Origin of the sequence: Gardnerella sp. DNF00109 (assembly GCF_049262845.1) — a bacterium.
GTDB lineage: Bacteria > Actinomycetota > Actinomycetes > Actinomycetales > Bifidobacteriaceae > Bifidobacterium > Bifidobacterium vaginale.
In genome coordinates this window covers 533,435-556,788 of the sequence record NZ_CP058406.1, presented here as the reverse complement: position 1 = coordinate 556,788, position 23,354 = coordinate 533,435, and the positions used below count along the sequence as shown (strand labels likewise).

General features: G+C 38.6%; 17 protein-coding genes, 2 tRNA genes and 1 riboswitch. Of the genes, 6 read left to right on the top strand and 13 right to left on the bottom strand.

Annotation, left to right across the window (positions count from 1 at the left end; translation table 11 throughout):
• Positions 1-17: 17 nt before the first annotated feature.
• Together HXT20_RS02080 and HXT20_RS02075 are read left to right on the top strand one after the other, a co-directional pair.
• Complete coding sequence (locus HXT20_RS02080) at positions 18-2,009, top strand: FAD-binding protein (RefSeq protein WP_422114421.1); 1,992 nt, start codon at positions 18-20, stop codon at positions 2,007-2,009.
• A gap of 66 nt (positions 2,010-2,075) precedes the next feature.
• A tRNA-Leu gene (locus tag HXT20_RS02075) sits at positions 2,076-2,162 on the top strand.
• 84 nt (positions 2,163-2,246) lie between these two features.
• On the opposite strand, the gene HXT20_RS02070 is transcribed toward HXT20_RS02075, so the two are convergent.
• The 8 genes from HXT20_RS02070 to HXT20_RS02035 form a co-directional block, all read right to left on the bottom strand.
• Positions 2,247-3,104, bottom strand: coding sequence for a Nif3-like dinuclear metal center hexameric protein (locus tag HXT20_RS02070; protein WP_009994795.1), 858 nt, complete (start codon positions 3,102-3,104; stop codon positions 2,247-2,249).
• A gap of 69 nt (positions 3,105-3,173) precedes the next feature.
• The gene (polA, locus tag HXT20_RS02065; RefSeq protein ID WP_422114420.1) at positions 3,174-6,275 is read right to left on the bottom strand and encodes a DNA polymerase I; all 3,102 of its coding nucleotides are present in this window, start codon (positions 6,273-6,275) and stop codon (positions 3,174-3,176) included.
• A 122-nt stretch (positions 6,276-6,397) separates the two neighbouring features.
• On the bottom strand, positions 6,398-7,186 hold the full coding sequence (locus HXT20_RS02060) for an ANTAR domain-containing response regulator (RefSeq protein ID WP_004112506.1): 789 nt from the start codon (positions 7,184-7,186) through the stop codon (positions 6,398-6,400).
• A 227-nt stretch (positions 7,187-7,413) separates the two neighbouring features.
• On the bottom strand, positions 7,414-8,496 hold the full coding sequence (menA, locus tag HXT20_RS02055; protein ID WP_004115559.1) for a 1,4-dihydroxy-2-naphthoate octaprenyltransferase: 1,083 nt from the start codon (positions 8,494-8,496) through the stop codon (positions 7,414-7,416).
• A gap of 57 nt (positions 8,497-8,553) precedes the next feature.
• On the bottom strand, positions 8,554-9,327 hold the full coding sequence (locus tag HXT20_RS02050) for an energy-coupling factor transporter transmembrane component T family protein (protein WP_101887866.1): 774 nt from the start codon (positions 9,325-9,327) through the stop codon (positions 8,554-8,556).
• Between the two features lie 18 nt (positions 9,328-9,345).
• Positions 9,346-11,163: an ABC transporter ATP-binding protein gene (locus tag HXT20_RS02045; protein WP_020760174.1), complete on the bottom strand. Its 1,818-nt coding sequence runs from the start codon at positions 11,161-11,163 to the stop codon at positions 9,346-9,348.
• A 108-nt stretch (positions 11,164-11,271) separates the two neighbouring features.
• The gene (locus HXT20_RS02040; RefSeq protein ID WP_004115564.1) at positions 11,272-11,853 is read right to left on the bottom strand and encodes a tryptophan transporter; all 582 of its coding nucleotides are present in this window, start codon (positions 11,851-11,853) and stop codon (positions 11,272-11,274) included.
• Between the two features lie 121 nt (positions 11,854-11,974).
• Positions 11,975-12,601 (bottom strand): hypothetical protein, encoded by a 627-nt coding sequence (locus HXT20_RS02035; protein WP_004575046.1) that lies wholly within the window; start codon positions 12,599-12,601, stop codon positions 11,975-11,977.
• A gap of 560 nt (positions 12,602-13,161) precedes the next feature.
• Positions 13,162-13,254, top strand: a riboswitch (TPP riboswitch).
• Here HXT20_RS02035 and thiM point away from each other — a divergent pair.
• Positions 13,242-14,783 carry a hydroxyethylthiazole kinase gene (gene thiM / locus HXT20_RS02030; protein WP_415682122.1) on the top strand — a complete coding sequence of 514 codons (1,542 nt, stop codon included), beginning with the start codon at positions 13,242-13,244 and terminating at the stop codon, positions 14,781-14,783. (Overlaps the previous riboswitch by 13 nt.)
• Positions 14,784-14,862: 79 nt before the next feature.
• Positions 14,863-14,935 (top strand) — tRNA-Arg (locus tag HXT20_RS02025).
• Between the two features lie 15 nt (positions 14,936-14,950).
• On the opposite strand, the gene HXT20_RS02020 is transcribed toward HXT20_RS02025, so the two are convergent.
• Positions 14,951-17,563, bottom strand: coding sequence for an ATP-binding cassette domain-containing protein (locus HXT20_RS02020; RefSeq protein ID WP_422114419.1), 2,613 nt, complete (start codon positions 17,561-17,563; stop codon positions 14,951-14,953).
• Positions 17,564-18,028: 465 nt separating this feature from the next.
• Entirely contained in the window at positions 18,029-19,396 is a 1,368-nt protein-coding gene (locus HXT20_RS02015) for a dipeptidase (protein ID WP_248912216.1), read from the bottom strand.
• Between the two features lie 116 nt (positions 19,397-19,512).
• Here HXT20_RS02015 and HXT20_RS02010 point away from each other — a divergent pair, with 116 nt between their 5' ends.
• Entirely contained in the window at positions 19,513-20,169 is a 657-nt protein-coding gene (locus HXT20_RS02010; protein WP_009994839.1) for a DUF3043 domain-containing protein, read from the top strand.
• A 127-nt stretch (positions 20,170-20,296) separates the two neighbouring features.
• Positions 20,297-21,082, top strand: coding sequence for a DUF4191 domain-containing protein (locus HXT20_RS02005; protein ID WP_004112489.1), 786 nt, complete (start codon positions 20,297-20,299; stop codon positions 21,080-21,082).
• A gap of 107 nt (positions 21,083-21,189) precedes the next feature.
• On the opposite strand, the gene HXT20_RS02000 is transcribed toward HXT20_RS02005, so the two are convergent.
• From HXT20_RS02000 to HXT20_RS01990, 3 genes are read right to left on the bottom strand one after another with little or no spacing between them, the layout of a single operon-like run.
• Complete coding sequence (locus tag HXT20_RS02000) at positions 21,190-21,735, bottom strand: low molecular weight protein-tyrosine-phosphatase (RefSeq protein WP_004112487.1); 546 nt, start codon at positions 21,733-21,735, stop codon at positions 21,190-21,192.
• An 8-nt stretch (positions 21,736-21,743) separates the two neighbouring features.
• Complete coding sequence (locus HXT20_RS01995) at positions 21,744-22,376, bottom strand: dihydrofolate reductase (RefSeq protein WP_004115573.1); 633 nt, start codon at positions 22,374-22,376, stop codon at positions 21,744-21,746.
• A 48-nt stretch (positions 22,377-22,424) separates the two neighbouring features.
• On the bottom strand, positions 22,425-23,297 hold the full coding sequence (locus HXT20_RS01990; protein WP_004574972.1) for a thymidylate synthase: 873 nt from the start codon (positions 23,295-23,297) through the stop codon (positions 22,425-22,427).
• Positions 23,298-23,354: the final 57 nt, after the last annotated feature.

Below are 23,354 nucleotides of genomic sequence, written 5' to 3'. Positions count from 1 at the left end.
ATGAGAAAATAAATGTTATGCAGTCAAACTTGAGTCAGCAAAAAGAAAATACTACTACAGTTAAAGAAAAAACTGTGCAAATACAAGTAGAGCAATCATCATACGATGTTGTGATTATCGGCGCAGGAGCAGCAGGACTTTCTGCAGCACTGGGATTAGTGAAATCTGAAGAATATAAAACGCTAAAATCTCAAGGAAAACAGCCTAAAATATTAGTGATTTGCAAGCTTCAAGCGTTAAGGTCTCATACAGGTTCTGCCGAAGGTGGAATCGCAGCATCATTAGGAAACATAGAAAAAGATTTCTGGCAATGGCACTATTACGACACCGTTCACGGTGGAGACTGGTTAAGCGATCAAGACGCAGCAAAAATGCTAGCAAAAGAAGCTAGAGATACAGTTATTGAACTAGAACACTTTGGAGTTGCCTTTTCTAGAACAGAAGATGGTCATATTAATCAAAGATTTTTTGGTGGGCATACTGCCGACTTCGGTCAGCAGCCAATTAGACGAGCTGCGTACGCTGCAGACAGAATTGGACACCAAATTCTATACAGCCTATGGCAAAAATGCATAGAGGAAAATATTAAAATCGAAGAAGATATTTATGTAACAGACCTTGCTATAAACCACAAATCTAATAGCGTAGAGGGCATAATCGCGCTAAACGAAAAAAGTGGAAAAGTAGAAAAAATATGTGCAAGAAATGTTCTTATAGCAACTGGTGGAGCTGGAAGACTATTTTCAACAACATCTAATTCCTGGGATTTAACTGGGGACGGAATGTCTTTAGCACTAAACGCAGGATTGCAACTAGAAGACATAGAGTTCATACAATTCCATCCGACTGGTCTAGCTCATACTGGAATATTGCTTTCGGAAGCAGCTCGAGGAGAAGGCGGAGTTCTTAGGAATTGCAAGAATGAAGCATTTATGAAAAACTACGACGACACGCATGCGGATTTAGCTCCAAGAGATGTAGTAAGCAGGTCGATTGTATCAGAAATAGATGCTTTAAGAGGCGTTGAAGATACTACTAGCAGCATTGATAGAAAAGATTGCGTATGGCTAGATATGACTCGTATAGAAAAGCAACATATGCTGAGTGCTCTTCCACAGGTTGTAGAAACTATTGAAAAATATGCGCATTTAGATCCTTCAAAAGATCTTATACCTATTAGACCTACAGCGCATTACACGATGGGGGGAATACCCATATCGCTTAACGGGCAAGTTTATAAACTGGTTAATAATAAAAAACAGAGAATAATAGGATTATATGCCGCAGGAGAATGCGCATGCTCGGGAGTACATGGAGCCAATCGCCTTGGCGGAAACTCTCTTCTTGATGCATGCCTGTTCGGAAAACTATCTGGTAAGTCTATTGCAAAAGAATTAAAAGAACAAAGTCAGGAAAAAAGTCAGGAAAAACACGAAGAGCATATAGTAGATACATCAAAAAATGTGTACGATAGCACTCCTAATACTTTTGAAAATCTAGACAAATTATCAGAAAATCGTGTACAAGAGATAATCGGTCTTATTCAAAATACAAGCACATCTAGCAACACAACAAACCCATATAATCTACTAGAAAAACTAGAAAATATTATGGAAAATGCTGCAGCGGTTAGGTGTAGCGAAAATACCCTTAAAGATGCTTTGCAAAAAATCGATACGATTATTATTCCGCAAGCTAAAATTCTTGTTTTACATTCACAAAATCTTGTTTTTAATCAAGAGCTAATCACTATTTGGGAATTACAAAACATGATTACGCTTGCAAAATCGGTTCTGCAAGCATCACTTGCAAGACATGAATCTCGTGGAGCATTCACAAGATTGGACTATCCAAAACGTAATAACAATCAAAATCCACAACATTCTATAGTGGATTCAAGCGGCGAAGTGCAAAATATTCCAGTAATAATTGTCGATTTTGACCCAAACAAGCCTATTAATCATCAAAATAAGGATGAAATTAACAAAATTATGACAAAAATAGATTAATTTTCAACACGCCGAAGCAAAGAGTTAAAAAAGATGTTATAGTTCTATCTGTTGTCTAAAACACCCGTCCGGGTGGCGGAATGGTAGACGCGCTAGCTTGAGGTGCTAGTGCCTATTTGTACAGGCGTGCGGGTTCAAGTCCCGCTCCGGACACGGAATGAAGTCTTGCTGAGAAATCGGCAAGACTTTTCTGTTTTTCATATTCATAATATCCGCTAATCGCGCTGATCAATCACTCTAATTAATCACATAATTCCAAGGGTCAAAAGCTCTACCAATCCAAGAAACATCCAACGATTCACCAAAATTCTTGTATATAGAATCATGAACATCTTGCACAGCATACTTAAACCACAACGACTCAATGGCACTATGAGGAGTGTTTATAAGCATGGGCTTAATAATATTAGAATTTTCTAATTTCGCTTCATACACAGCCTGCTCGTACGCGTCCGTTGCAGGATGATGCCTTAAATCACTTGTTACATACACATCTGCTCCGCAAGCGCGAACTTCATCAAATAAAGAATCACCTGAACCTGGAAGAACAGCTATTTTACTAACCATTTCATTAATATCTCCACACACTTGAATGCCTAGATTAGTAGTAGGCAAAGCGTTAAAAACGCGCATAGCAAACTCTTTAAGCGTGATTTTTTGCTCAAGCACTCCAACTCTGCCAAGACCAAGAGAAAGGTCATTATTACTTGCTGGAACAAGAGGATGCAAATCTTTAAGACCAAAAGCATTAGCTGCAGCATCCGCCACTCCCCTAAAAGCCGCGTCCGCATTAGTGTGACCGACCCACAATCCACAATGATTTTCAATAAGTGTCTGAACTATTTTTCCGCGAACAGAAAAACCAGAAACTTCATGAACTGACCTAAAGAATAAAGGATGGTGAGAAACAATCAAATTAGCACCCATTTTGCATGATTCTTCAACAGCTTCTAAAGTTGGATCAGATAAACAAACTATCTTATTCACCTTATCCGTAGGATTTCCAACAATTAGTCCAGGATTATCCCAAGATTCAGCAAGATTTAGAGGATACAAGTCTTCTAAAACATTAACAACATCAACTAAAGTTGCCATATTTTACACCTTTACAATAAACCTACAATAAACCTACAGCGGGCTTTACAATAATTCTCACAAATAAAATCAGTGAGCAGCAAGCTGCCAGTCAGCTCCCAATCCAGTAGACACGTTAAGCGGAACGTCTAGCTCAACAGTATGTTCCATAGCGTTTTTAACAATATTTTCTACGATATCTGCTTCGCCATGTGCTATTTCGAGAACAAGTTCATCGTGTATTTGCAAAATCACACGACTTTTTACTTTAGCTTCTCGCAAATCCTTATCTACTTGAATCATTGCAAGCTTCATAATATCTGCAGCACTTCCTTGAATAGGAGCATTTAAAGCTGCTCGCTCTGCAGATTCACGAGATGCTCTATTCGTGGAATTTAGCTTAGGAAAATACCTTCTACGACCAAACATCGTTTGAGTATATCCAAGCTTTCTAGCTTTATCTACTAAAGACTCCAAATAGTCATGCACGCCACCAAAGGTATCGAAATACTTTTCTTTAAGAACTTCTGCAGCAGCAGGACTAATAGAAAGCTGTTTTGCTAAACCATAAGTACTAAGCCCATATGCCAATCCGTAGCTCATTGCTTTAACATGCGATCTCTGATCTGGGCTAACTTGTTCAACTGGAATCTTATAAACCAAGCTTGCTACAAACTTATGAAAATCAACACCAGACTTAAAAGCTTTAATAAGTGTTTCATCTGCAGAAGCATGAGCCATAATTCTAAGCTCTACTTGAGAATAATCACAACTCATAAGCTGATCGTATTGATTTCCTGGAATAAAAGCAGCTCTAATTTCCCTACCGACCACATTCCTATTCGGTATATTTTGCAAATTTGGGTCCGAAGAACTTAAACGCCCAGTAGCTGCAATAGTTTGTTCAAAAGTGGTATGAATCCTGCCATCTTTATATCTTGCAGAATCAATAAGACTCTGTACAATCTGCTTTAACTTGTTTGTCTCACGATGTTTTAGCAAAGCCCCTAAGAATTGACTAGCTTTTTCATCCGGATCAATTTTTGCATATAATTCTTGCAATGCTTCTGCATTAGTAGTATAAGATCCACTTTTCGTTCTTCTTGTAGGCTTTAAACCCATATCCTCAAATAGCAATTGTTGAAGCTGCTTAGGACTTTGCAAATTTATCGGCTTGTTTGCTACATCCAAAGCCATTTTTTGGGCAAATTGAGCTTCTGCCGCAAAATTATCTCTCATAGATACGAGCCTGTTCATATCTACGGCAGCACCTGCATCTTCCATGCCTCTTAAGACCCTAGAAACAGGCATTTCGACATCGACCATTAATCCTGTTTGTTTACGTTCATCTAGTTTTATAGCATATTGCTTTGCCAACAATCTTATTGTTATAGCAGTTTCCAAAATACGCTTTTCTTGCTTTTTACGCTTATCCTCTTCTTGATTTAACTCTTCAGGATTATCACTATCTTCTAAAACAAAATCAAGCTCTCCTTGTGCAGGCTCTTCATTAGATTTTTCATTTTCTACATGAATATTTAGAACATGTTCCGCCATATCTTCAATATTTTCATTGCGAAAATCTGGTTCTATCAAATAAGATGCTAAACGAGTGTCAAGTAATGGATTAAAAGAGTAATTATTATCTACAATTTTCAGCGATTTAAGAAGAGCTATATGTTTTTTGTAGTCATGCAAAACAATTGAAGATTCATACATTTTTATGAAATCTTTTAGCTTGTGGCAGATTTTATTACAATCTTCGCTAGAATCCCCATTAAGAACATCAGAATACACAATTGCAGCATTATTTTGCGATAGCATTACTAGCACATCTGCATAAATACCAAACTGACTGCTATCATTTGGTTTTTGCAATGCATATATAACTAGTTCTTTGTGATCTTTAATAGTTTTTGCACACTCTAAATCATTTCTTATAAGATTTAAAGAAGGTTTTTCTTGAGACTCAAGTAATTCAAACAAATCTACGGTTGCTTTAGATTTATATTCCGTATTCTCTTTAACTAATTCTGACGATCCATTTGACTCACTTTTCTCAATACATGGTGAAACGAGATTAATCCAATTATCTAAATCAGATTCTGAATAAATTTTATGAATATTTATTTTATCTACTATAGTTTTGAAATCCTCTAAATCATCTGAATTATCAGACTCTGTAGAACTAACATCACTGCCAGCATGAGTGCTTCCAGCAGAAATCATCATCTTAATGTTCTCTTCTAAAAGCTCTTTGCTTCCACGCGTAAATTCTTTTAAAATCTTCCTTCTACTGCGAGTACCAAATTCGAGTCTTTCAAATAATTCGCCAACTGACGTGGCATCAACATTTCCAAATTCAAGATCATTAATACTAACACCAAGATCTAAATCTTTAACAAGAGTATTTACTTTCTTATTCAGACGAATCTGATCTATGCTTTCTCGCAAAGACTCACCTTTTTTGCCAGTCACCTGATCCGCGTGTTCTATAATGCCTTCTAATCCACCGAATTGATTAATCCACTTTGCTGCATAACCATCGCCTACGCCAGGAACACCTGGAATATTATCGGAAGTTTCTCCTCTAAGCGCTGCTAAATCTGAATATTGCTTAGGCGTAACATTATATTTTTCAATAATCGCATCAGTATCCATTTGTTTTAAATCTTTAAAATGCCTGCCTGGATACAAAACATTTATATATTCATCAATAAGTTGGAACGCATCACGATCTCCAGAAAGAACAAGAGTCTTATATTTAGCTTTAGCGCCCATTGTGGCTAAGGTTGCAATAATATCGTCGCCTTCATAACCCTGTTTTGTAATATATTTAACACCTAATGCATTGAGCAATTCTTGTATAACAGGAAGTTGAGCTAGAAGCTCTTCTGGTGCAGCTTCTCGAGTTCCTTTATATTGCGGCAAAAGTTTATTCCTAAAAGTTCCGCCTTTAACATCAAAAGCAACAGCAAGCTTATCTGGTTTTTCTTTTTCAATAACCTGAGAAAGCATTGTTGAAAAACCCCATATTGCATTGGTTGCAAAACCAGATTTTGTTGAAAAATTATCCGCAGATATTGCGTAAAAAGCACGAAACGCAAGTGAGTGGCCATCTACCACCAACAACGTTCCATTTTCATCCTCATTATTCAAAGAATCCTCGTTTGCAACGATGCTGGCATTCACTTAACTACCCACCTGCGTTCTCGTAAAATAAATTTTTTATGAAATTATTTACCATAGCTGTCACAACCATTAATTGTAACAACTACAAAATATTGTTTTTAAATAATGCTTTGAAATACTGTTTACGCTTCTGCAGATGGTTTTTCTTCACCATACTTAGCAATAATAGCCAAAGCAAGACGCTTCTTTGGAATACGCTGATCCATAGAAGTTTTTTGAATCCAGCGGAAAGCACCCTGTTCCGAGAATCCAGCCTTGTCCATAAGCAAACCTTTTGCCCTGTCTACAAGCTTACGCTCTTCAAGAGTATCTTCAGCCTTCCTAAGCTTCTCTTCTGCTTTACGAAGCTGATCTTGCGCATCCTGTAGCTTATTTTCAGTACGCTCAACACTATCTAATAAATCGTTAATTTCACTAAACCTACCCATAGCTACTTCTAGAGCAGGTAAAAGTTTTGACTCCTCATACGGCTTTGTAACATAAGCCATAGCACCAGCGCCAGTAGCTCTCTTAACTAAATCAGATTGAGAAAAAGCAGTGAGCATAACAACTGGAGCAATATTCTCGTCACAAATAGTGGCAGCCGCTTGAATACCATCTACTACTGGCATCTTAACGTCCATGCAAACAACATCTGGATGGAATTGACGAGTAAGATTAACCGCTTCTTCTCCATTAGCTGCTTGTCCTACAACCTTGTAGCCATTATCTTCCAACATTGCTACAAGATCCATACGGTTCACTGCCTCGTCTTCTGCAACTACAACAGTTTTTTCAGCATTTTCTTTTTTGCTTTCACTGTTATCATCGTCTTTTTTAGGAGTAGACAACTCAGCCGCATCTCGCAACTCATCATCGGTAAGCACAACTGGCGACTTCCCCATCTCTTCATCGCTGGTTACAGCAGACATTTTACAACCTCATTTCCTTACCCTAAAACACAAGGCAACAGCGCTATGTATTCCACCAACACACATTTTGCACACTCTAATACACGCCAGCTTTGCGGTCATTGCGTGAACCAGCATCATGCATATTCATTGCACAAACACTAAAAGCACACCGTGCGCGTTGCCATACGATTTTACTAGTACGCATGTATAAAATACATTATAAACCGCTTTTTAATGCGGTAAAGCTAGCATGCAAATATTGACAATACAAAAGTCAAAGCACCAAGCATTGCTAAAGATACGCATATTGGAAAAGCATTAGCATAATTCCCACATATAACCGCATATGCTAGCGAATACGCTTTTTTAATAAACATGTAGGTAAGCAATAATAACAAAATGCAGCAAACAATAAACACACCCTGATTAAACAAGAAGCAATTTATTCTGAAAGCATTTTTATTCAATCTGGCTACATTCCAAATTATTGTCATAAACTTAGCAAAAAATATATTAAGAAAAACATAAACACACTGCAGAAGCGTAAACATAATTACAACAGAAACGAATATAATTCGCCCTATATTCTCCCCAACAATTGACATTGCTGTAAATTTTGCGTGTTTTGTATCACTTTCTATATCCCTTAAATTGTTAATCATCATAAGACAAGCAGAGAACCCGCCTGGAATGATGGACAATAACACACAAAACACAATTTGTGGAACGCTTGCCGTTGTTATTGATTCTTTAGGAAAACCACTTCCAAAACTAAGAGCACACAATGTTCCTAGAAAAGCAACAGGTCCAAAGAACAAAAACGCACTAAATTCTCCCCAACCACGGTAACCGTAAGGATGCGATCCTCCCGCATAAAACCACGCTCCCATAAGACAAACTAGTCCAAGAAGAATAAATATCCAAATTCCACTTCTAACAGTAATGATTAACCCAAAAACACATGATACTAAGGCAGATATGCAAACAGCATACAAAACTGATTTTGGTTTAATACCAGCGTCTGCAAGTCTCCAAGACACATCACACAATGTTTTATCGCCTAAATCTCTATTAGATCTTTGATCATCTAATCCGCGCAAACCATCACAATAATCATTCGCATAGTTCACTGAAATCTGCATAAAAGCAGCAACACCTATACACAATAGTGATTGAATAACAAAATTTTCAATATTATAAGGTTTTACAAGTATTTGACCACTGAATAAATATCTTGCAAAAATCGAAATCGCCATAATAACTGGCACTATTCCGATTGGAAGAGTATAAAGTCTTGCACCTTTAAGCCAAACCTTTAAATTATTCATCAAAAATCGCCTAGATTCTAGAATTTTTTAACTTATTCTAGATTAGTTTAAACTATTTTAAATAATTTGTGGAGCTAATATAGACACAACTATAGGCAAAGCAATCATAATCGCAGATATTACAATAAGAACAAGCCCACGCCATCCAAAAGTGTACTTTTTATAAGATGACTTACGAGTGCGCAAATAGAATCCACGTTCTTCCGCAGCCAAAGCACAACTATCGGCTTTACGAACAGACAAAACCAAAAGAGGCACAATCAAAGGCATCATCAGCTTAATCTTTTTAAAAGGATTCTTAGTATCGAACTCAACTCCTCTTGCCATTTGAGCTTCCGTAATCTGAGACATTTCGTACGCAAAAATAGGAACAAAACGCACAGCTGTAGTAATAGTAAAAACATAACAGTAAGGAACATGTAGATATTGAACAACAGCATTAGCTAAATCGTTCAATTTTGTAATGCTAAGAACGCTAACAAGAGGCAAAGCAAAACAGAATAGTCTAAAAGATGCTCTTGCAGCAACAGAAATTCCTCTTGATGTAAACCACAAGAACATATAATTTCCACCCTGAGCAATAATCGTTTGCAAAAAGAACATTACAACGCCGAGAATAAGCATTGCGCGCACAAGAGGAAACAGAGTTTTAAGAATCCCAGCCATAGCCATAGCAACAAGAATCAATACTGCAATAGTTACAAGAACGCTAAATTGTTGAGCTATAAAAGCAGACACAACAACGCTTATAGCTAATATAAGTTTTGCAATAGGATTTGCCTTGTGCAAGAAAGTTGAACCAGCATTATAAGTAAGAATCTTAGTTTGCATAAAAATCACCCATTTGTTTTACAAATTGCAACTCTTTTTAAGAGCATTAACCAACATATCTCTCTTATACAATCCTTTACACTTAGCAAAACCATTTTTAACTAAGCCCTGAGATACAGCGCACAAAAGAGGAGCACATAAAGCAGCTTCATCGCAAATACTCTTATTCTCAAACACATGGCTTATGCTTCCGTCTTCAAGAATATGTCCATCATTTACTACGATTAAACGCGTTGCAAAATCAAGAACCACTTCCATATCGTGGCAAACCATTATCACGCAACAACCATGGTCTCTAAGGTCTTCTACAACTTGCATGATTCTCAAGCATTCCATGTAATCCAGTCCGCAAGTAGGCTCATCTAACACAAGAATCTTAGGTTTAGTTACAACAGTTGCAGCCAAAGCAACCATCTGACGCTGACCTCTAGAAAGCATAAAAGGGCTAGCATTAGGATCTAAATTAAGCTTTTCAATCACTTGCATAGCATGATCATTAGCTTCTTTAACAGACTCACCTAAAAGAATACAACTAAACGCTACTTCTTCTAAAATAGTATCTTTACAAAGCTGACGATCTGGATTCTGGAAAAGAGTCGAAACATAGTGGGCAATTTGGCTTATTTTCATGTTGCTAGTATTTTTGCCATCAATAAAAATACTTCCACTATTTGGCTTAAGCAAACCGTTTATTATCTTAGTAACAGTTGTTTTTCCAGCACCATTTCTTCCAACAAGAGTTACAAGCTCCCCAGGATAAGCGTCAAAAGACACGTTTTCTAAAGCACTAACACCACTCGGATATGAAAAACTAACATTTTGCAAAGAAAGACATGGTGAAGAATTTTGTGCTAAGTTTTGCGATGCATTGGAAAAGTCGAAAGCAGCCGCACATTTATCTTCATCACATTCACTATGTGAATCATCATGTGAAACTAAAGAATTTCCACTATTAATCGTATTAACAATAGTATTTACTGTATCTTCTACAGACACAGGCAAATCGCTTTTAGAGCAAACACTCTCACGCTGTAAATCATTAACCAAATGTGTAGTGCGCGGATAATTTATTCCAATAGAATAAAGCAAATCCATATTTTTTAGCGCTTGTCCAACAGGCAAATCCAGTGATAAAGTGCCATTAGAAAGCACAACCAAACGCTTGCAATACTCGCTTAAAAGCGCCACTTTCTGCTCAATTACAACAACCGTTATTCCAAAATTCTTATTCAAATCTTTAAGAATCGAAAAAATCATTTTAGAAGAAACAGGGTCTAAAGCGCACGTAGGCTCATCTAACACCATAACTTTAGGTTTTAGCGCAAGAATAGCAGCAATCGCAACTTTCTGCTTTTGACCTCCAGAAAGAGTGTCTAAATCGCGGTTGCGCAAATCACTAATGCCAACAATTTGTAAAGCTTCATCGATTCGATTCGGTATTTCATTGTGTGCAACACCAAAGTTTTCTAGACCAAAAAGAATCTCATCTTCTACGTTTGCAGCCACCATTTGCGCATCAATATCTTGGATAACTGATCCAATTAAGCAGGCTATATTAGTTAAAGCAAGATTTTTAGTTTCTTGACCTGCAATCTTAACGATTCCAGAAAGTTCTCCAGAATAATGATGAGGAATAGCACCAGAGAAAATAGAGGCAAGAGTTGTTTTACCAGATCCAGATGGTCCAATAATTCCAACAAATTCGCCAGCTTCAATACTAAGGCTTATATTGTTCAAGGCAAAAGTGGAATCTTGTGCCTTTGCAGAGTCTAAAGAATCATCCTTATTATGATTCAAATATTTAAAAGATACTTCCCTAAGCTCAAGCAAAGACACAACAATTCCTAACTCTTAAAAACCCAACAATACTATGAACATTACTTATTGATTACTCTCTGACGATTATATGACTTACTGAATATCATCTAAAATAAATTCAAATACTTACTTGTGTAGAACGAGTCGAATTGGAGTGTAAAGAACTTCAACAACAACAGCATTAAACACAGCAGTTCCCAAAATGATTGGAAGCATAACAAGAATCGTCTTAGGAGAATGAAGAACAAAGAAAGATGCAGTAGATGCAAATATTAAACCAGAAACAACTGTGGTTATAAAAGTTGCTATAAGTGGGAAAATACTGAACTTTCTAGCAGCATCCTTAGGGAAAACGCGGACATAAGCCATAATCATCAAAGTCATAACAATTGCTGCTGGAATATCGCAAACATAATTAAGACCAGGAATAGATGCGTTAAATTGCATTAAAGTTGCAGCCAAAGCACCAATAATCGCACCCTGAATAACATTTGGACGAACCAACAAAATCGCAAGGCAGAATGATGCGATTAAGAAGTTTGGTTTAATATTTCCAATTGAAAGCGCTTTTGCAACTGTAAAGTCAAGAATGCATCCTGCTGCAAAAAGAACAGCCACCAACACTAAAGACGTAATATCTAAAGCGTGCTTTTTAATACTTACAGCATTAAGCATATTACCTTCATGTTCGTTAATTTCCTGATTCATAATCTTCTCCTTTAAGTTGCGATAATCAAGTTTTAATTATCGACTTTTGTTATTTATATATGTTTTGATATTTATTTATATTGATTTAAATTAATTTGTTTAATTATTTTTCAATTCTGATTTACTTGTGTAGAACGAGTCGAATTGGAGTGTAAAGAACTTCAACAACAACAGCATTAAACACAGCAGTACCCAAAATGATTGGAAGCATAACAAGAACAGTGTTTGGAGAGTGAAGAATAAAGAAAGATGCGATTGTTGCAAAAATCATTCCAGAAATAACAGTTGCAATAAAGGAAGAAATTAATGGGAAAATACTGAACTTTCTAGCAGCATCCTTAGGAAAAGCCTTTAAATAACCCATCAACATCAAAGTCATAATAATTGCTGCTGGAATATCGCAAGCGTATTCAAGACCAGGAATTGAAGTGTTAAATTGAATTAAAGTCGCAGCCAAAGCACCAATAATCGCACCCTGAATAACATTTGGACGAACCAACAAAATCGCAAGGCAAAACGATGCAATTACAAACTCTGGCTGAATATTCCCAATCGAAAGCGCTTTTGCAACTGTAAAGTCAAGAATACATCCTGCTGCAAAAAGAACAGCCACCAACACCAAAGACGTAATATCTAAAGCATGCTTTTTAACATTTACACCTTTAAGTAAATCCGCAGCCTGATTAACACTAGATTCAGCAGAAGTAAATGAGGTTTCCTGCTTAGTTTCATTAATTTCCTGAGCCATGATTTTCTCCTTTTATGTAGATTTTTATGTTGATTGTTTTAAACAATTTTTTAATTGTTTTTTATGTTTATAGATTTGTTTTAGACGTAAAATTAATCCAAATAGATTTGGCTTTCTGGAGATATAAAAAAGACCTCCAGGTTTACCCTAGAGGTCTTTTACAAGCCTAAACAAGCAGCTTCTAAAGCTTTAGAGTAAACTACGCCAAAGAGAAGTCTGCCACCACCACATACGAGCAGCATCAAAAGTATCGCGAGCTTGAGCATTCATGTTACGCATGATAGCCGCCTCCTTAATACTTAGCTGCAAAGCTAAACGCTTAATGTGGTCAATCACAAATCCAAAATCGTAAATCGTAAAATTTACGATATCCGTTTGTGTTGTGTTTGATGCTAACACTATAAAAGTACAAATGCAAACAAAAATAAAAAATTAATGGAAAAATTTTATAAAATCCAAAACAATAATCTTCAATCATCCCCGAAATTTCAAGCGAAACAACGCAAAACGCGCGAAATAAAATATTACATAGCCAAACGTCATACACAAACGATATAGTCAAAGTCGGTTCGGGGTGCGTAAAAACGCTGAGATTACACCCGTTAAACCTGATCTAGGTAGTGCTAGCGAAGGGAAAATCATGGAAGAATTAAACGAATCAAATGCAAATATAGATACAAATATAGATACAAGTTTTAGCGTTCGCGCAAGAAGACGAATGTTTCTAAATGACGTTAGATCATGCATAGAAAGAGTGAGAGCAAAGAAGCCACTAACTCATTGCATAACAAACAATATTGTTCAAGAAATAACAGCAAATGTACTACTTTCCGCAGGAGCTACGCCAATAATGGTATGCGACCCAGATGAAGCAGCAGGCATTGCAAAAATAGCGTCAGGCGTTCTAGTAAATGTTGGAACATTCGAAGAGATAAAAGGCAAAGCCATACGCAAAGCAATAGAAACTTGCGAAGAAACACAAACTCCTTGGGTACTAGATCCAGTTGGAGTTGGAGTAGACGAATTAACCACTAGAACAAAATTTGTAAGAGAAATAGTAAAACGAAACCCAACAGTAATACGAGCGAACGCAAGCGAAATATTAGCTTTAGTTGGGCAAAACAGTCAGATGAAAGGCGTAGATGCGCAAGATCCAGTAAACTCCGCGCTAGAAGCAGCCAAAAAACTGGCAAAAGAATACGGATCTGTAATATCAATATCTGGAGAAAAAGACGCGGTATACGGTCACGGATGCCTAGTGCGAATAACTGGCGGACACAAGGCTATGACAAAAGTTGTAGGAACTGGGTGCGCTCTTGGATCATTAGTGGCGGCATATGTGGGTGCAAACCCAGAGCGCCCAGTGGCAGCAACAGTGGCTGCACACGTGCACGCTGCAGCAGCTGGAACGTTTGCAGCAAGACAAACAACCGCACCAGGAACATTCAAAACACTGTGGATCGACGCATTGCAAACATTAAGTGTAAACAACATGTTTGAACTAACAAACATTGAATTTAGCATAGAACCAACAGATTGGACGCTTTACCTAGTCACAGATCCACGAATGGGAAACCGTAGCGAAGAACAAGTTGCAGTAGAATCCATAGATGGAGGAGTGACAGTAGTTCAATTGCGAGATAAATACTCCAACGATACTGAAATATCAGAAAAAGCCATAAAGTTACGCAAAACACTTATAAAAGCAAAACATGGAGATATACCGATTTTCATAGACGATCACGTTGACACCGCAGCAAAACTGGGATTCAACCTGCATATTGGTCAAAAAGATACGCCTTTCGTTACAGCACGTAAATCCATGCCAGCCGAATGGATGATTGGACTTTCTTGCGCAAGAGTAGACCTAATGGAAAAAGCATATAAAGAGTGCAAAGAGAACGATACTCCACTTCCTGATGTTATAGGAATCGGAGCTGCATTTGCCACAAATACTAAGGCGCATGATGTTCCTCCTCTTGGAATTGAAGGCGTAAATGAAGTAGCAAAAGTAGCACACAGCATGGGTGTAAAAACTCTAGCGATTGGTGGAATACACGAAAACACCGTTTTTCCAATCAAAGACCTAAGCATTGATGGAGTATGCACTGTATCTGCTCTCATGTGCGCTGAAGATCCTAAAAAAGTAGCAAGCGATCTTAAAAGCGTAATAACTCGCTAAAGTATGCATTAAAGTCACAAAGATTGGCTAATAGCGTATACTTTCAATCCCTAGCAACGTGTATACTTTCACAAGTTGCGGGCTTGTAGCTCAGTGGATAGAGCGTCTGCCTCCGGAGCAGAAGGTCGTGAGTTCGAATCTCATCAAGCCCACATTTTGTGTTAGTATTAATTTCCTCCAAGAAGAGCAAAAGTACCGTAATATACAGCAGCGATTAAAGCTATAGCAGGAATAATTAAGCACCCAATCATAAACACATAATCGCGTTTATTCACATGGCTTATACGTGCATGAGATCTTGGGTTTTCTCCGCCAAATCCACGAGCTTCCATAGCCGTAGCCAAAGTTGTAGATCTTCGAATAGACAGCACCAAAAGAGCAAAAGCTTGAGGCATAAAAGCCTTAATCTTACTATCATCGCCAAGTCCGCGAGAACGCCTAGATGCGCTGAGAGCAGCCCAATCATCTTGAAGGACGCTAAACAATCGCATACCAGCTAATCCACCGTAAACAAACCTATCTGGCAATTTCATAACTTGACTAAAGGCATCAGCTAAATCAGTTGCATCAATGCCAATAACAGTAACAATAGCTGGAACACCGATAGCTAAAATTCTGATGAATGTTGCAATTGCAAGAGTTGTGGAATGATCACTTACATGAATAATTCCCCAATCAAACCATGTTGCTCCACCTGATTTACCATACAACCACACTGCTAATGCAGATCCAGGAGCACCAACCCATACAGGCCAAGAAAGTTTAATAACTCGCAAAGGGTTCATTTTAACAACCCAAAGAATCACAAACTCCAAAACCAAAGCTATTGTTGCAGAAAGCCAGTCGAGAGTAAACAAAAGCGGAACCGAAAGTAGGAAAGCTCCAAGCATCCTATACACAGGATTCAAAGATGCCAAGAATGGAGAATAACTTGATGCGCGAGCTGCCTCATCACGATGGTTCACATCGCTAACTTCTATTCGAGATATATTCGTTGCATCTGTTGACGAAGATAATGCTAAAGATTCTTGTGAATTATCTACATTTTCAGACTCATAAGATTCGTCATTAGTGGAATCCACATTAGTTTTAAGTTCCACTAAACGCGCTCCAAGCGCATCTACTAACTCTCTATCATGAGTAACAACAATAACACTAACGCCATCTGCGCGAAGGCTTGCAATGAGTTTTATAATTTGTAACCAAGTTTTACGATCCTGTCCAAAAGTCGGTTCATCTAAAATTAAAACTCTTGGAGCTGCAGCCAAAGATGCGGCAACAGTAAGTCTACGCTTTTCACCTCCAGATAAAGTGTATGGGTTTGCGTTAGAATATCTAGATAGGCGGAATCTATCTAATAAAGACTCTGCTTTAGTTTTAGCGTCTTCTTCACTCATTCCAGTTCTAATAGGACCTAGCATAACTTCTTCAAGAACAGTTCCACACGCAAACTGATGTTCTGGATTCTGGAAAACGTATGAAATTCTTTTAGCAAGATCAGTAGACTTCCATTTCATAGGATCGGTGCCACCAGCGCCTTCGCAAAGATCCTCACTAGCTACAACCTGACCTTCTAAAGCTGGAATTAATCCTGCCAAAGTTAGAGATAAAGTGGATTTTCCAGCACCATTTGCTCCAACTAATGCTGTGATTTGTCCAGAATTAAATTTCAAATTGATATTTTTGGCTATTGGAGTACTCGTATGACTAATCGCAAGGTTTTCTGTTGATAGAACTACTCTTCCATCACCTTTTGCTGGATCGCAATCTGGTTCACATTCAACATAAATCCTACCAATTCTGCAATCTTGCGGATCTTTATACTTGTCAGGAAGCCAAATCCCAAGGTTTTCAAAATCAAGATCGCTTCTACTGAACACTTCGTCTGGAGTTCCATCTGCAACAATAACTGTTTGCGCAAACTCGTCTCGCGCAATATCATCATCGTGAACATAATTATTCTCTTCAGTATTGTTCACAGAATTATCAAGACCAAGAACCACTACTCTATCAATCAAATCAATCCAAGGCTGCGCATGATGTTCTACAAGAACCATTGTTGCATTGGTATCGTCTAAAACTTTACCAACAGCTTTTACAATCTGATTAACACCATCTGGATCTAGATTCGCAGTAGGCTCATCTAAAAGAAGCACACTTGGCTTCATAGCCAATGCTCCAGCCAATGCCAGACGCTGCATTTGACCACCACTTAAATGGGCGGTAGAACGGTGTAACTGTAATCCTTCTAAACCTACTTCTTCAAGACTTTTATTAACAAGATCCCATATTTCTTTACGAGGAACATTCATATTTTCAGGACCGAAGGCGACGTTATCCCCTAAACGCTGAAAAATAGCTTGAGCCTCTGGATCTTGTAACACTAATCCTACTCGCCCACGCGCTTTATGAACTGGTAAATCATCTACGAATACTGAGCCTTCGCTTACACCGCCATCTTCATCTTCTACTAAAACATTCTTCTTCGAATCAGGCTTTGAATTATTTGAGCTAGATTTAACAATATCACTACCAATCAGCCCAGCAGCACCTTCAAGAATTGTGGATTTGCCTATGCCCGATGCACCAAGCAACAAAACTCTTTGCCCTGCTTCAATTGTTAGGTTCAACCCGCGTACAGCAAAATGTTTGCGAGAAGCATGACGATAACCCCAATTATCAAAACGTAGCTGAGCATTGCAGCTAGCCGATGGAAGGAATGTTTCGGCATCCTGCGTATTAGTTTTGTTCAAAACTGGCGTTTCAAATGCATCGGGCATAGCAAAATCCTTTATGGCAATGATTTTTATTTAATTATTTTCTATCTATTTTTTAATTTTTTCTTTTAGAATCATTTAGATCTGCTACGGACTTTTTAACGACCTAAAAATCCTAAAATGTCTTTATTACAAACACGTTTTTGACTTATCCTAATAACAAAACGTCATATCAGTGATTTACATCGCTGATTGCATTGCAATAAGACATTTTCTTTCGACATAGATATGTGCCTTACTGTTCTTTCACTACGACTTATGCGTTGGCTTAAATCGTAGGTCACCATTAAGGCACGGGAAAAACAGATCTCCGTGCGCCAGCATTACCTGGATTCACGTTCAAGCGGTTTCTCTCAGCTTTACAAATTAATGCAAAGCACCCGTGTCGTGTGAAGATTTTACGTCATTGCGTAGACTCGTATACAAACGCTAAAATTTTATATAGCGATTGTATACGAGTTGTTAAGTTTACTTAGTTAGACGATCTAAAAGCAAAGCTTCAGTTACGATATTCGATTTCAAGCCAGAAAGAGAAATCGACTCGTTAGGACTATGCGCATTAGACTTTGGATCTTCAGGTCCAGTCACCAAAACCTGAGCTTTAGGGAAAATTCGTTGCAATTCTGGAATAAATGGAATCGAACCACCTTCGCCCTTGTTAATAGGATCCACGCCAAAAGCATCCTTCATAGAAGCTAAAGCGTCCTTAGTTGCTACAGCATCAGGATCCATAGCCCAACCCATACCATTGTCAACTGGCTCTACAGTAACTTGCGCACCGAATGGGGCGTTTGCGACCAAAAAGTCGCTCAAAGCTTTTTGCGCTTCTTCTGGACGCTGGCAAGGCGCAGTTCTAAGCGAAAGTCGCAAACGCGTTTCGTGAGCAATCACATTAAAGCTTTCCTCTACTGGATGAGCATCCATACCAATAACAGTCAAGCTAGGCTTAGTCCACATACGAGCAGCAAGGGAACCAGTACCAGCAAGCTTGTAAGAATCCACTACTGAAGAATCTGCGCGAACTTGAGCCTCATCCAAATCACGTTGCAAACCGCCAACAGGCTCTTGCGATTCAATTCCAGGAACGGCCAAATCACCTTCCTTGTTATAAAGAGAAGCAATAAGCATTGAAGCAAGCGTGTATGCGTCTAAAATTGGTCCGCCAAACTGTCCAGAATGAACCTGATGTCCAAGAACTTTCACTTTAACGTCTACAGTAGTGTTTCCGCGCAAACTAGTCGTAAGACTTGGAACATCCGCAGACCAATTTCCAGAGTCGGCAACAATAATAACGTCTGATTCAAACTCATCTTTATGAGCTTCGATGAATGGAATGAAACTTGGAGAGCCCATTTCCTCTTCACCTTCAATAAATACCTTAATATTTACGCCTAAATCTTCGCTTAAAGCGCGCAAAGCACCGTAGTGAATTGCAATTCCGCCGCCATCATCAGCACTACCGCGGCCATACAAGCGACCATCTACTTCAGTTCCTTTGAAAGGATCAGTATTCCATTCGCTTGCATCTGGAACAGGCTGAACATCGTGATGAGCGTAAAGCAAAACAGTTGGAGCGCTAGAATCCACAATACGAGATCCAACTACTTCAAAAGCTCCAGGAGTACCATCCGGATTCTGAGACTGCTCAACGCGAGCATCTACACCCACTTCGCGCAAAACTTCAGCCACATACTCAGCCGAAGCACGCATATGATCTCCAGTAATGCCTTTAGCAGAAACAGCTCCTAAAGAGATCTTCTTATTTAATACGCTAATAACGTCTTCCCAAGCGTTTTGCACGCGCGAACGCACATCAGCAACCTCTAAACTAGCCATAAGTCCTCCAAAAAACAGTAGATTAGTAAAAACATTAGTTGAATTACTACTATCAGACTATTCATAACCAACGAAATTGCTCATAACGCGTCTAGTCTGTTGGGTAATCTGCAAACATGACATGGAATCCATTCGTAAAAAAATCTGCTGATAATGGTGCACAAAATGGCAATCAATCAGCGACTAATGAAAATAGTGAAAATAAAATAGAAAATAAGGCAAAGACTCGCACAAAAAACGCTCCAACGCCGAAGCAAAGCGAAGCTACAGCGCAGAATCTTAGACCGTTAGTTCCAACGGATAGAAAAGCAAGCGCAAAGGCTGCGCGAGCCAGATTGCGCGAAAAAGAAAATGCTCAATACGATGCGATGAAAAATGGAGACTTAGCTCATATGCCAAAGTCAGAGCAGCTTCCATGGAGAGTTTATATTAGAGATTATGTAGATGCGCGTTTCAATATTGGCGAATTTTTTGTGCCGTTTGCAATCGTTATTATGCTCTGCATATTCTTAACTCAAAACTTCTTATCCACTAAGTATATTGCTCTATATTTTGCTCTTGCGATTGTTCTTTACGCATATCTTTTTGCTGCAATTATTGACGTTATAATAATGTGGCGCAAGCTTCGTAAAGAGCTTGTTAAGCGATACGGCGAAGTTTCTGTTGGCAAAAGCTCTAGATCTGCTATGTATGCTTGCAGTCGAGCAATACAAATGCGCAGATGGAGACTCCCAAAGCCAAGTACACCAAAGCGCGGTAATTGGCCTAAATAAATCGCTAGTATACTAACAAAGCTATGATTTATAGCATAAGCGTGTTTAGGGTATGATTACTAAGCAATAAAGCAACAAAATACAAAGCAATAAAACGCTAATATTATGTATTAGGGGATAAACGCAAATGGCAAACGATAAACCAAAAGGCATTAAGAAGCCAGGCATGATTTCACAAATTATGCGTATCTACAAGTACACGCATACAGACGATAAGCAGCTTCCACTTTGGCTTGGCTTAGCTTTTGTAGCTCCTGTTGTGCTGTGCATTGTAGCTGGTGTTATTCTTAGATGGTCCATTTTGACTTGGATTATGATGGTAATAACAGCACTTATGCTGGGTCTTTTACTGTTTACTGTTGTTCTCACTAAACGCGCAGATAAGGTTGGCTATGCAAGACTAGAAGGAAAGCCTGGAGCTGCGGCTGGCATTGTATCTGCTATTAACAAAGGCGGATTTACTTTCCCTCAACAACCTGTGTGGGTTGATCCTCGCACAAAAGATGCTATTTGGAGAGGAACTGGTTTTAACGGAATCTTCCTTGTTGGCGAAGGTAACTATGAGCGTTTAAGCCAAGCTATGAATCGCCAAGAGCACGCGATTAAAAGTGTTACAGCAGGATCTAATATTCCTGTTTACCGCATTTGCGTCGGTAATGGTGAAAATCAAGTTAAACTTAGGGATCTAAGAAGTAAGGTTTTAAAATCTAAAACTTTAATGCCTACAAATCACAAGTTTGCTTTGTTTAAGATGATTCACCCTAATCGTCGCTTCTTCCTCACTAAAACTGAGCTTGCAATTTTGAATGATCGTTTGCGTACACTACAGGGCAAATCTGGGTTCGGTATTCCAAAAGGAATTGACCCAACTCATGCTCCTCGAGTAAGTCGCAGAGCTTTAAGAGGAAAATAAATCGTAGGTTTTATTTAAATAAAAGGCATAAAAATAAACCAGACGTTCCAATTGGTTCGTCTGGTTTTAATATATTTTAAGCGACTTTATATGACTTTACGCAATTATTATTCGCGCGTTATCTGCGACTCTACCCAATCCACAATGTAAGGAGCACACTCCTCCACTTGATCCATTGCAATCTCAAACTCTTTAGGACCTCCGTACCATGGGTCCGCCAAATCCAAAACAGCTTCGCGACCAACTTGTGGCTTTTCTAAAGACGGATCAAAAGACCTATACATGTGAACAAGACTACGCTTTTGTGGCGGAATAATCCTGAGCAAAGATTGCATATGCGAAGCAGTCATTGGAAGAAAAAGATTCGTCTCTTCTATTTCATCTCGCTCAATCCTATGCGCAAAATGGCTTAACGGCAAAGAATAACCCCTACTTTTAAGCTCTCTTTGCGCACGTCTATCAATCGGATTTCCGTATTCTTCGTCACTTACGCCACATGATTTTACAGCAACAACATCGCTTAATCCTCTAAGCTTAAACTCGTTACGCAAAACAATTTCTGCCATTGGCGATCTGCAAATATTCCCTGTACAAACCGTCATAACAACATACGGATGCTTAGCATCTACGTGAATTTTGTTTAAAGATTCCATACATATCCTTAATCTAGCTTATTTTTAGATTTAACTGGCTCATAAACCATAAACTTATATTTTGTATTGAATTGATTTGCGCCAACTTTTATAGTCGATTCCTGCCAATCACAATCACGTGCAACTTTCCACAATCCATCATCTACAAGTTTCTGAATGTTAGGAGCAAACGTATCAGCTTCTACTCTAGTGTCAATTTGAGTTACATAGGCAGCGTCAACAATTTGCGACTCAATCACTTCTCTAAAAATTGCTCCGCCACCAATAATCCAAACTGCGCTACCATCTTTAGGCAAATCTGAAGAATCTACATGCTCAATAGGATTATCTTCAATCCATTTTTTTGCGTAACATATTGCTTCTTCAATGCTTGTAAAACTTTTTGCACCATCTGAATTAAAATCTGGATTCCTAGAAACAACGATATTTTCTCGCCCAGGAAGAGGACGGAACTTTTCTGGCATAGAATCCCAAGTTCCCCTACCCATTATTACTGGGCAAGAAATTGTCATGGCTTTAAAATAGCGCAAATCTGTGGAAAGTCTCCATGGCATACCACCATTTACACCCATTGCGCCTACGCGGCCTTCCAAATCGTATGCTTGCCCCCAAATTAAACGCACAGGAATATCGTTTGCCATAAAACTCCTAGTCAAAAACTCAAACTAATAAGCAACTAATAAATAAGATCACACAGCTACAGGAGCTTTAATCGTAGGATGATGCTTATAATCAACAACCTTAAAATCACTATAGTCGTAGCTAAAAATTGAATCAGCTTTACGAATCTCAAGCTGCGGATACGGGTACGGCTCACGCGAAAGCTGCTCAAGCACTTGCTCTACGTGATTATCGTAAATATGGCAATCGCCACCTGTCCACACGAACTCTCCTGGTTCCAATCCTGCTTGCTGAGCCATCATCATTGTTAAAAGCGAGTAAGAAGCAATGTTGAATGGCACGCCAAGGAACATATCGCAAGAACGCTGGTAAAGCTGGCAAGAAAGCTTGCCGTCAGCAACATAGAACTGGAAAAGCGAGTGACAAGGCGGCAAAGCCATATTCTCTACTTCTGCAGGATTCCAAGCACTGACAATCATTCGACGAGAATCTGGATGATTTTTAATAAGCTCCATAACGTTTGCAATCTGGTCGATTGTTCGATTAGGATTTTCTTGCGTAGGCGCTGGCCAACTACGCCACTGAACGCCGTAAACAGGACCTAAATCGCCATTTTCATCTGCCCACTCATCCCAAATATGCACACCGTTTTCTTGCAACCAGCGCACATTACTAGAACCTTTAAGGAACCAAAGAAGCTCATATGCAAGTCCCTTAAAGAACACTGTTTTTGTGGTTATAAGCGGAAAACTCTTGCTTAAGTCAAATCGAATTTGTTGACCAAAAAGAGATATTGTTCCAGTACCAGTGCGATCCGATTTTAAAGTACCTTCCATAAGTATTTTTCTAACCAAATCCTCATAAGGTGTAGGAATATCGGAAGTAGGTTTCTGTGGTACGCGAGAGCGGATATCCGCAAGTTCTTCTTGAGTTAAAGCCATGAGATTATTTTATCATTAGCTAAATTCAACACCACCAAAAGTAAATATAAGAAATAT

Coding starts and splice junctions, on each gene's coding strand:
- HXT20_RS02080 (WP_422114421.1), top strand. CDS start 18: ATGCAGTCAAACTTGAGTCAGCAAAAAGAAAATACTACTACAGTTAAA.
- HXT20_RS02070 (WP_009994795.1), bottom strand. CDS start 3,104: ATGGCAACTTTAGTTGATGTTGTTAATGTTTTAGAAGACTTGTATCCT.
- HXT20_RS02060 (WP_004112506.1), bottom strand. CDS start 7,186: ATGTCTGCTGTAACCAGCGATGAAGAGATGGGGAAGTCGCCAGTTGTG.
- menA (WP_004115559.1), bottom strand. CDS start 8,496: ATGAATAATTTAAAGGTTTGGCTTAAAGGTGCAAGACTTTATACTCTT.
- HXT20_RS02050 (WP_101887866.1), bottom strand. CDS start 9,327: ATGCAAACTAAGATTCTTACTTATAATGCTGGTTCAACTTTCTTGCAC.
- HXT20_RS02040 (WP_004115564.1), bottom strand. CDS start 11,853: ATGAATCAGGAAATTAACGAACATGAAGGTAATATGCTTAATGCTGTA.
- HXT20_RS02035 (WP_004575046.1), bottom strand. CDS start 12,601: ATGGCTCAGGAAATTAATGAAACTAAGCAGGAAACCTCATTTACTTCT.
- thiM (WP_415682122.1), top strand. CDS start 13,242: ATGGAAGAATTAAACGAATCAAATGCAAATATAGATACAAATATAGAT.
- HXT20_RS02020 (WP_422114419.1), bottom strand. CDS start 17,563: ATGCCCGATGCATTTGAAACGCCAGTTTTGAACAAAACTAATACGCAG.
- HXT20_RS02015 (WP_248912216.1), bottom strand. CDS start 19,396: ATGGCTAGTTTAGAGGTTGCTGATGTGCGTTCGCGCGTGCAAAACGCT.
- HXT20_RS02010 (WP_009994839.1), top strand. CDS start 19,513: ATGACATGGAATCCATTCGTAAAAAAATCTGCTGATAATGGTGCACAA.
- HXT20_RS02005 (WP_004112489.1), top strand. CDS start 20,297: ATGGCAAACGATAAACCAAAAGGCATTAAGAAGCCAGGCATGATTTCA.
- HXT20_RS02000 (WP_004112487.1), bottom strand. CDS start 21,735: ATGGAATCTTTAAACAAAATTCACGTAGATGCTAAGCATCCGTATGTT.
- HXT20_RS01995 (WP_004115573.1), bottom strand. CDS start 22,376: ATGGCAAACGATATTCCTGTGCGTTTAATTTGGGGGCAAGCATACGAT.
- HXT20_RS01990 (WP_004574972.1), bottom strand. CDS start 23,297: ATGGCTTTAACTCAAGAAGAACTTGCGGATATCCGCTCTCGCGTACCA.